At 63.1% G+C, this 6,376-nt stretch carries 7 protein-coding genes; 1 reads left to right on the top strand and 6 read right to left on the bottom strand.

Going from position 1 to position 6,376, the window contains the following annotated elements; translation table 11 throughout:
* Positions 1 to 201 precede the first annotated feature (201 nt).
* The 5 genes from IVB27_RS29480 to glmS all read right to left on the bottom strand — a co-directional run bounded on the left by IVB27_RS29480 (position 202) and on the right by glmS (position 5,741).
* Positions 202 to 1,032 (bottom strand): helix-turn-helix domain-containing protein, encoded by an 831-nt coding sequence (locus IVB27_RS29480; RefSeq protein WP_247446414.1) that lies wholly within the window; start codon positions 1,030 to 1,032, stop codon positions 202 to 204.
* A 99-nt stretch (positions 1,033 to 1,131) separates the two neighbouring features.
* A complete protein-coding gene (locus IVB27_RS29475) occupies positions 1,132 to 1,521 on the bottom strand; it encodes a nuclear transport factor 2 family protein (protein WP_247446413.1) in 390 nt (129 codons plus the stop codon).
* A 528-nt stretch (positions 1,522 to 2,049) separates the two neighbouring features.
* Positions 2,050 to 2,919, bottom strand: coding sequence for an NAD(P)-dependent oxidoreductase (locus IVB27_RS29470; RefSeq protein ID WP_247446412.1), 870 nt, complete (start codon positions 2,917 to 2,919; stop codon positions 2,050 to 2,052).
* A 104-nt stretch (positions 2,920 to 3,023) separates the two neighbouring features.
* Positions 3,024 to 3,794 carry a DUF502 domain-containing protein gene (locus IVB27_RS29465; protein ID WP_247346839.1) on the bottom strand — a complete coding sequence of 257 codons (771 nt, stop codon included), beginning with the start codon at positions 3,792 to 3,794 and terminating at the stop codon, positions 3,024 to 3,026.
* Positions 3,795 to 3,914: 120 nt separating this feature from the next.
* Complete coding sequence (gene glmS, locus IVB27_RS29460) at positions 3,915 to 5,741, bottom strand: glutamine--fructose-6-phosphate transaminase (isomerizing) (RefSeq protein ID WP_247446411.1); 1,827 nt, start codon at positions 5,739 to 5,741, stop codon at positions 3,915 to 3,917.
* Between the two features lie 219 nt (positions 5,742 to 5,960).
* Here glmS and IVB27_RS29455 point away from each other — a divergent pair, with 219 nt between their 5' ends.
* Complete coding sequence (locus tag IVB27_RS29455) at positions 5,961 to 6,191, top strand: hypothetical protein (protein ID WP_247446410.1); 231 nt, start codon at positions 5,961 to 5,963, stop codon at positions 6,189 to 6,191.
* On the opposite strand, the gene IVB27_RS29450 is transcribed toward IVB27_RS29455, so the two are convergent.
* On the bottom strand, positions 6,188 to 6,376 hold a 189-nt coding region (locus IVB27_RS29450; protein ID WP_247446409.1), incomplete at its 5' end, for a hypothetical protein. The genes IVB27_RS29455 and IVB27_RS29450 overlap by 4 nt on opposite strands.

The raw sequence follows: 6,376 nt of genomic DNA, 5'->3' as shown, positions 1-6,376 counted from the left end.
TTGGCGGCGTCACCCATACCTTGACTCACAAACACATGTGGTCAGTCAAGAGAATACAAACGGCCACCTGGGCAGTTACGCGCAGCGAAGCAATCCAGAGTCTTACCGCGGAGGGATTCTGGATTGCTTCGCTGCACTCGCAATGACGATGCGGGTAGAGCCTAGCACATAGCGATCAGGTGGACTCGCGGCGACGCCCCCTCAACCGGCGTGCGCGCCCAAAAACCTGCCGTGCTCGGCTTCGGTCGCCTCGTTGGCGGGGAACATGCACTCGATCCGTAGTTCCTCTGCAGTGACCGTCTGCGGCGTTCCGACCGTCGTGATCAAGGAGAAATAGTCCAGCGTCACACCGTCCTTGACGAAGGACAGCGGGATCATCGGCATCGCATCGGAGGCCGAGGGCGCACGCCATTCCGGCTTCACCCCGGGGTACTGCGACAATTCCTCCAGCAGCGCCTTCGTCCTGATATCGACGACGTGCCCGACCGCCTCGCGATACACCCGTGCGAGCAATCCGCGGGCGGTCTGCGGCCAGTTCGCGATGAAGGGACGCATGCCGTCCGGATCGAACATGAGATGCAGCAGGTTCCGCGGCGCCGGTCTCGCCGACATGTCGATGAAGCAGTTGAACAGCTCAGGGGCGGCATCGTTGGTCATCAGCACGTTCCAATACCGGTCCATGACGATGGCGGGAAACGGCTCGTGCTGACGCAGCATGCGTCGCAGAGCATGGTTGATGCTCGTCATCGCCGGCGTGTCGAGCGCTGGATCAGCATAGGACGGCGCGTAGCCGGCGGCCAGCAGCAGCTCGTTTCGCTCGCGCAGCGGAACGTCGAGGGCTTGGGCAAGATCGAGCAGCATCTGGCGGCTCGGAACGCTCCGACCGCTCTCGACGAAGCTGATGTGCTTCTGCGAAACGCCGGCGTCGAAGGACAGGTCGAGCTGCGTCTTGCCGCGAATGTCTCGCCATTGACGCAGGAGAGCGCCCGCCGAATTGGCGCGTGTCTTGAGGGCGCTGGCCATCGCTTTCATGGTCGGTCCTTCCCGTCGATCTGCGGTATCGTCAATACGCATAGGCGGCGGTGCGTCGGTATACCCGAGGCGCCGCCGCTAGTAGCAGGTTCGAGGCGATCAACCGAAGGCGACTGGGCCCACGGCGCCGACCCAGTGCCGTACCTTGGTATCGTCCGTCTCGTCCATGTAGAAGAAGTGCGTCATCGTGGGATGCACCGCCTTCATCGAGGGATCATCGGGTGTCATGTCGACGACGCCGCGAAACACCTTCAGGGAGCCTGCATCCCAATATTCGGTGACGCAATGCAGCGCGGTGAAGCCGCTGTCGATGAAGGCCTTCAGATTGGCGCGGATCGCTTCCCGCCCCTTCCAATCGGCGACGCCGAGATTGCAGACGGCATCCTCCGCAAAACAGTCGAAACCTCGTCCGAAAGTCTTGTCGTCGATCTCCTTCCACATGTCGAGCAGCCATCCCGGCGGCTCCTTTCGCGTAAACACGACTTGCATCTCTCTCTCCTCATGCACCGACACATACGCGACAGGAGGCTTGATAGGACGCTTCCTGTCGGGTGAATGATGTGGAGAGTAGTCAAGCTGCGAATTGGCTCAATTACATCCGAGGTAATAAAGCGGGTTCAGAAGCCGTCCTCTTTCCCAGAGCCCGACTTTATGGAACCCTGCGGCAATGCGCCGGATCATCGTCGTTGGCTGCCAGGGTAGCGGAACGACGAGCCTCTCCCGGAATCTCGGGCAAAGGCTTGGTCTGCCGGTGATCCATCTCGACGTGCTCTACTGGCGGCCGGGCTGGAAGCCATCCGACAAAGCGAGCTTTCGAACGCGCGTCACTGACGCGATCGCGGGCGATGCGTGGGTTGTCGACGGCAGATTCTCGGGACTTGCCTTCGATCTCACGCTCGCGCGCGCCGATACACCGGTCGTCATCGACCGCCCGCGCTGGCTCTGCCAGTGGCGCATTCTGCGCTCCGCCTTCGATCGCGACACAACACGACCTGACCTCCTGGAGAGACCGGACGATCAGGCTTTCTTCTGCGCGATACGCGCGGCGAATGCCTTCATCAAGTCGGCATCCGCCGCCTCGCCTTTCGCGTCCTCGGCGAGATGCTCGAACCAGCGCGCAAAACCCTCGTAAATCTGGCTGGCCGGATGATCGGGTCCGAGGAAACCGGAAATCTCCCGCATCTCCGCGACCCAGCGATAGGCCTTCGGGATCATATCCGGCAGCGCGACTTCGAGCCGGGCAAGGACCGCGGGTTGGCTCATTGCGAGTTCGTCCCGTAGTGCATCGGCCGCGCCCGCTTTCGTTGCCGCGACCACCATTGCCGAGCCGATGCCGGCGAGTCCCTTGACGATGCCGGCATAGGACATTTTCAAAGCCGAGGCTGCGCCGACCGGGCCCTCGACGATCCGCACGTCGAGCCCAAGGTCTTTGAGAACAGCGACCTCGCCGGCATGCTCGCCGGACATGTAGAAGGCCGGGCTCTTGCCGCCGGGCTGCGGCGGAAATCCGATGATGCCGGCATCGACGAATGGCGCCTGTGCCGAGCCGATGATCTCCTCGATCCTCTTGACGGTATCGACGTTGACGGCGTTGCAATCGACCACGACCGGTTTCTTCTCGCGCCGGACGATCAGCCCCGCCAGCCGCTCGGCGAGCGCCACGGCTTCGCCTGGCGGCACGATCGAAAGGATGATGTCGGCGTCGGCGATCTCATCGTCCTCGGCGCCGATCATGCCGGCATCCGCCGCGCGCTTGCGCGTCGCCTCGCTCCGCCCTTTCAACGACGTCAGCACGCGCGCACCGTGCTCGCCGAGGCGGCGGGCCACGGCGCTGCCCATGGCACCGGGCGCGAGGATCGCAATCGTCTTTGACGTCGTTTTGGACATCATGCACTCCAGATCGAATCCGAGCGACGCGCTCAGTTCAACCGGAGACTAGCAGAGGACGCGGACGCCCGCGTCACCGGCGGCCATCCCTGGGAGGAATGGCTCTACTCCACCTTCGCAGGCTGGGCCTGGAGCGCCGAGGCGTTGGCAATGCGCGCGGCGTTCGCCATGCCCGCGAGCGCGGCGGCCTTCTTCGGGTCGGGCGTAGAGCCCGGCTGCACCACGCCAGCCGACATAATCAGGGTCGCGGCATCCTCGGTGCTCATGTCGACCTCGACGATCTTGCTCTTGGGGACGTAGAAGAAGAAGCCGGTGGTTGGGTTCGGCGAGCACGGCAGGAACACCGAGACGTGCTCCTCCTGACCCGGCAGGCTGCGAGAGACGTCCTCGTTCGGCGATTGCGAGATCAGCACGATCGACCACATGCCCGGCGAGGGAAACTCGACCAGGCCGACTTTGCGGAAGCTCGAGCCCTTGCCCGAGAACAGCGTCTCGAATACCTGCTTCAGGCCGCGGTAGATGGCGCGCACCGCCGGGATCCGGCCGAGAAAGGTCTCGCCGACATCGACCAGCGTCCGGCCGATGAGATTGGCCGCGAGGAAGCCGACCAGAGTCAGCGTGAAGAATGCGACAATCAGTCCCCAGCCGGGGATGACGTACGGCATGTAGGTTTCAGGCCGATAGGCCAGCGGCACGAATGGCCGCACCACGCCATCAACCCAGGTGACGAACCACCAAACCAGATAAAAGGTGATCGCAACCGGTCCCGTCACCACGAGGCCGGTGAGGAAATAATTGCGGAAACGGCCCATCAGGCCGGTATGCGGTTCCGGCGCGGGATCAAGCGGCGCAGGCGCGTCGTCGCGGGGGGTCATTCGGGTTCCAGGTCGGTCGCAGCACACAAGCTAGGGTCTTCTAGCAGGTTTTGGAAGACCACGAAGCGACCGACCGATATCCCTTGTGTCTATTATCCCTTGTGCCTATTCCACGGTTGCCTATTCCACGGTCACCGATTTCGCGAGGTTGCGCGGCTGGTCGACGTCCGTGCCCATGACGACAGCCGTGTGATAGGCGAGCAGTTGCACGGGAACGGCATAAACGATCGGCGTAAAGGCTGCCGCCATATCAGGCATCACAATGGTGACGAGGGACTCGACGGTCGCCTCTTCCGCGCCTTTGGCGTCGGTCATCAGGATGATGTTGCCGCCGCGGGCGGCGACCTCCTGCATGTTTGAAACCGTCTTTTCGAACACGCGGTCGTAAGGCGCGATGACGACGACCGGCATGGTCTCGTCGATCAGCGCGATCGGGCCGTGCTTGAGCTCGCCGGCGGCATAGCCCTCGGCGTGAATATAGGAAATCTCCTTCAGCTTCAGCGCGCCTTCGAGCGCGAGCGGGAAGCTGGTGCCGCGGCCGAGATAGAGCACGTCACGCGATTTGGCGATCTCGCGTGCGAGCTTCTCGATCTGGGGCTCGGTGGTGAGCGCATCCGTCATCAAACGCGGGATCTCGACCAGGCCATGGACCAGCTTGGTCTCGTCCTCGTCGGACAGCTCGCCGCGGGCCTTGCCGGCCGCGATCGCAAGATTTGCCAGCACCATGAGCTGGCAGGTGAAGGCCTTGGTCGAGGCCACACCGATCTCGGGTCCGGCGAGCGTTGGCAGCACGGTCTCGCTCTCGCGCGCGATGGTCGAGGTCGGCACATTGACGACGGCAACCGTGTGCACGCCCTCGGCCTTGGCGTAGCGCAGCGCGGCCAACGTGTCGGCGGTCTCGCCCGATTGCGAGATGAAGATGGCGAGATCGCCCTTGCGCAAGGGCGCCTCGCGATAGCGGAATTCGGAGGCGACATCGACCTCGACCGGCACGCGCGAGAAGCGCTCGAACCAGTATTTTGCGACGAAACCGGCGTAGCTCGCGGTGCCGCACGCCGTGATGTTGATGCGCTGGATGTCCTTGAAGTCGAACGGCAGCTTGACCGGCAGCGACACGCGCTCGGTCGCCATGTCGACATAGCGCGCCAGCGTGTGGCCGACCACTTCAGGCTGCTCGTGGATCTCCTTGGCCATGAAGTGGCGGTAATTGGCCTTGTCGACCAGCGACGTCGAGGCCGCGTGCCTGATCTTGTCGCGCTGGACGGCATGGCCGTCCTTGTCGAAGATGTCGGCGCTGTTGCGGGTCAGCACGACCCAGTCGCCATCCTCGAGATAGCTGATCGTATCGGTGAACGGGCCCAGCGCGATGGCGTCGGAGCCCAGATACATCTCGCCGTCGCCATAGCCGATGGCAAGCGGCGGGCCGTTGCGAGCGCCGATCATGAGGTCGTTGTCGCCGGCGAAGATGAAGCCGAGCGCGAAGGCGCCGCGCAGCCGCGCCAGTGCCAGCTTTACCGCCTCGACCGGCTTGTTGCCACGCGTGAGCAGATCGTCGACCAGATGCAGCACGATCTCGGTATCGGTCTCGGTGTGGAACACCGCGCCGTTCTTCTCGAGTTCCTGGCGCAGCTCGCGAAAATTCTCGATGATGCCGTTGTGGACGACAGCGACGCGCTCGGTCGCATGCGGATGGGCGTTGTTCACGGTCGGCTTGCCGTGGGTGGCCCAGCGGGTATGACCGATGCCGGTCGTGCCCTTCAGAGGCTCCGCTTCGAGCCGCTTCTCCAGATTCCTCAGCTTGCCCTCGGCGCGGCGGCGCTCGAGGTGTTTGCCTTCGAGCGTGGCGACGCCCGCGGAATCGTAGCCGCGATATTCAAGACGTTTGAGCGAATCCACCAATTGCTCTGCAACCGGTTCGCGCCCGAGAATGCCGACAATCCCGCACATGCGGCTCACTATCCCCCAAATCGTCGAAAAATCGCCTAAACGATACGCTCGGTTTTTAGCGAAGTTCCTAAGCAACCAGATACTCAATATTTATTGCTGATTGAGACAGCGCCTCGTCACGCCTGCTTCGACTGCGTCGAATTGGCCGGCGTTAAACCGCGTCCATTAACTTCTTGTCAACAAATTTGGCCAACGATTTCCCCTCCGGGAGATAAGGCCATGAAAGGCTCGTCCGACCGCAAAGGTCTGTCATCGACATTCGTGCACGCCAGCGAGAGCACAGGCACGCACCTTGCGCATTGGCCACCGCCCCAGCGCGCCATGGAGCGAGGCAAGGAAAGTAAGCCTGTCCTCGCCACGCAGGCCACCGGCGAACCGGCAAAGCGCGCCAGGCCGCGCGGCTGGCGCTTGAAGCGAGCGATGTTCTCGGATGTCGCCGACGACGACTAGCGGCCACGTAAGACGACCCTCATGGTGAGGAGCGCGAAGCGCGTCTCGAACCATGACGGCCCGGATCTCGCCCGCGGCCATCCTTCGTCGTCCGTGAAGAACGCTAATTTCAGACCGGATTGATCGTCGGCCCCACGAAGAGAGCGCTGAGGATTTGGCGCAACAAAATCCTCAGCCAGCGGATC

Source organism: Bradyrhizobium sp. 197 (assembly GCF_023073375.1).
GTDB lineage: Bacteria > Pseudomonadota > Alphaproteobacteria > Rhizobiales > Xanthobacteraceae > Bradyrhizobium.
This window is presented reverse-complemented; position numbering and strand designations above follow the sequence as displayed.